General features: G+C 52.0%; 3 protein-coding genes. All 3 read left to right on the forward strand.

What is annotated here, in order from left to right:
* The first annotated feature begins 232 nt into the window (after nucleotides 1–232).
* From HA052_RS28300 to HA052_RS27010, 3 genes are read left to right on the forward strand one after another with little or no spacing between them, the layout of a single operon-like run.
* Entirely contained in the window at nucleotides 233–652 is a 420-nt protein-coding gene (locus HA052_RS28300; protein ID WP_166454428.1) for a very short patch repair endonuclease, read from the forward strand.
* Entirely contained in the window at nucleotides 649–1,869 is a 1,221-nt protein-coding gene (locus HA052_RS27005) for a DNA cytosine methyltransferase (protein ID WP_166454429.1), read from the forward strand. Before HA052_RS28300 ends, HA052_RS27005 begins: the two co-directional genes overlap by 4 nt.
* Nucleotides 1,866–2,513, forward strand: coding sequence for an Eco29kI family restriction endonuclease (locus tag HA052_RS27010; RefSeq protein ID WP_166454430.1), 648 nt, complete (start codon nucleotides 1,866–1,868; stop codon nucleotides 2,511–2,513). The genes HA052_RS27005 and HA052_RS27010 overlap by 4 nt, the downstream gene beginning before the upstream one ends.
* Nucleotides 2,514–2,766 lie beyond the last annotated feature (253 nt).

The raw sequence follows: 2,766 nt of genomic DNA on the forward strand, positions 1-2,766 counted from the left end.
GATGCGTGGTAATGCAGCCACAGCACAAGCCCATGAAATCCTCCGCCACAAACTAGTAAGGGAGAGGGGCTACTGATAGAATCACCACCTTGAGTTGCCTTCAGCGCTTAGGGCTCTGATCGAAACCACCATGGAGCTCTCCGTTCAGGAGAGCTTTTTTCATGCTAAAACCGCAATCCGTCTGTAGCGCTCACTCACGTGTCAAGCCTCGGAATGCGCTAAGCTAACGGCCATGGATACGCTTACACCCGAGGAGCGAAGCCAACGGATGGCGAGGGTTCGCTCTGTGGATACCAAGCCTGAAATGTTCGTTCGGAAACTCATCCACGGCATGGGATACCGGTATCGCCTACATTGCCGCGATCTCCCTGGTAAGCCTGATTTGGTTTTCCGATCTCGAAAAGCCATTATTTTTGTGCATGGCTGTTTCTGGCATCGCCATGAGATGTGCTCTCTGGCCAGAATGCCAAAGTCACGTGTCGAGTTTTGGTCAGCAAAGCTCGAGGGAAACCGACTAAGGGATGCCCTCAAAATCGCGGCATTGCAAGCCTCGGGTTGGCGAATCCTCATAGTTTGGGAATGTCAGTTGAAACTCAAGGAACAACTTGCCGAACGCTTACGGCATTTCCTTGATGAAGGGGAAACAAGATGAAATGTGTTGAGTTGTTCGCTGGCGCGGGAGGACTCGCAATGGGCGTCCACCTCGCTGGTTTCGAGCCTCAGGCCGTTGTCGAGTGGGACAAGTGGGCGTGCGACACAATCCGAGAGAATGGCGCACGTGGATATCCTCTGGTTGAAGGGTGGAACGTGGCTGAGGGCGATGTTCGCCACTTCGACTGGTCTGGCCTGGGAGATGGGATAGATCTCGTCGCGGGCGGCCCGCCATGCCAACCATTTTCGATGGGAGGTAAACACAAGGCCCATGATGATGGTCGGGATATGTTTCCCGCAACGGTTGATATCATTCGTAGGCTACGTCCGCGCGCATTCATCGTGGAAAACGTGAAAGGCCTGACGCGCTCATCCTTTGCTAACTATTACCAATATATTCTGCTTCAGCTTACCTTTCCCGAGATAGGAAGACTCAGCTCCGAAGGTTGGTATGAGCACTTTCTTCGCCTACAGAAGGAAAAAGCATCCGGAAACGCCTTTAACTCGGGCCTAACCTATAATGTTGTTCCAACACTGGTGAATGCGGCGGACTATGGCATCCCTCAAAAGCGGGAACGTGTTTTTATCGTCGGTTTCCGCTCCGATCTAGGCATCGAGTGGTCATTCCCCAAAGCCACACACAGTTTTGATGCCTTGCTGCATGAACAATGGGTAACTGGTGAATATTGGGAACGGCATGCCATTCCCAGTAATATGCGGCCGCTGCCCCCGGAAAAACTCCAATCACGCATCAACAGCCTTGAGTTTTTACCACCCGAAACTCTCCCATGGCGAACTGTCCGTGATGCATTAGTGGGCCTACCCGACCCGCGCGCCAAGAAAGCGAAACATATTGCCAACCACTTCTTTCAAGATGGCGCGCGAGTATACCCCGGCCACACAGGCAGTCCACTCGACCTGCCTGCAAAGACCTTGAAAGCGGGAGCTCATGGAGTCCCTGGAGGGGAGAACATGCTAGTCCACGAGGATGGATCGGTTCGCTACTTCACAGTCCGGGAAGCCGCTCGCATCCAAACCTTCCCCGATGGCTACCATTTTCATGGTTCATGGACTGAAACAATGCGACAACTCGGAAACGCGGTTCCCGTAATGCTGGCTCGCATCGTGGCATCCAGTGTCGCCGAACGCCTTCTTGTTTCCCAGATGCTTGAGCTTGAGGCTCTGTTGTCCAAAAATAAAACAAAGGGTGTCGCATGACCGCGGAAGTCATCCCATTCAACCCACTCGACAAGAAAAATCTAGGTGCTTCGGTGGCCGAGGCCCTTCTCGCAGGCAAAACTCACCAGCTAGGCGACCTTCCCGAGTTTCGCGGCGCGGGCATATATGCAATTTATTACTCTGGAACATTTGCTCCGTATGAAGAAATTGCCAAACGAAACCGAGAATCCAAGCAGATTCCGATTTATGTGGGCAAAGCAGTTCCCTCAGGATCTCGTAAAGGAGGGGAACCCGCCGTTAACAGTAAGGCGGGGAAAGCTCTGCTTAGCCGCCTATCCGAGCATGCGGAAAGCATCCGCGCGGTTAACAATCTAGATATAAAAGACTTCACATGTCGCTTCCTAGTCGTGGAAGACATTTGGATTCCTCTAGGCGAATCATTGCTTATCGCCCGGTATTCACCGGTGTGGAACTCCTTAGTGGATGGGTTTGGCAACCACAACCCAGGAAAGGGACGCCGTGATAGTAAGCGACCACGCTGGGATATGCTTCACCCAGGGCGCGACTGGGCCACAAAGATCAAAGAGCGTCCTGAAACATCCGAAGATATTAGCAGGGAAGTTGAAAGTCACCTGAGGAACATGACTTTTCCAACCTCGGACAAATTCATCATCCCAGAATAAATAAAAACGGCGATAATACATATCGCCATTTTTATTTTCAGAAGCCCACTCCTAATCCGGCAGCTTCCTGTTTTGATCGTATCCGCGGACTCTCTGTCATTCAATTTAATCCCCCACCCTTGACTCTGACCTTCCCCCAGTTGGTATACCACTGATTAGGTAGCAATCAGGCGTGGTTGGGGTAAGTGTTTCTCCCGGTACTCGGTCGGGGTCAGGTAATTCAATGCACTATGCGGGCGAGCATGATTATAGT

This window comes from Chromobacterium fluminis, from assembly GCF_011602385.1.
Classification (GTDB): domain Bacteria; phylum Pseudomonadota; class Gammaproteobacteria; order Burkholderiales; family Chromobacteriaceae; genus Chromobacterium; species Chromobacterium fluminis.

Coding starts and splice junctions, on each gene's coding strand:
- HA052_RS28300 (WP_166454428.1), top strand. CDS start 233: ATGGATACGCTTACACCCGAGGAGCGAAGCCAACGGATGGCGAGGGTT.
- HA052_RS27005 (WP_166454429.1), top strand. CDS start 649: ATGAAATGTGTTGAGTTGTTCGCTGGCGCGGGAGGACTCGCAATGGGC.
- HA052_RS27010 (WP_166454430.1), top strand. CDS start 1,866: ATGACCGCGGAAGTCATCCCATTCAACCCACTCGACAAGAAAAATCTA.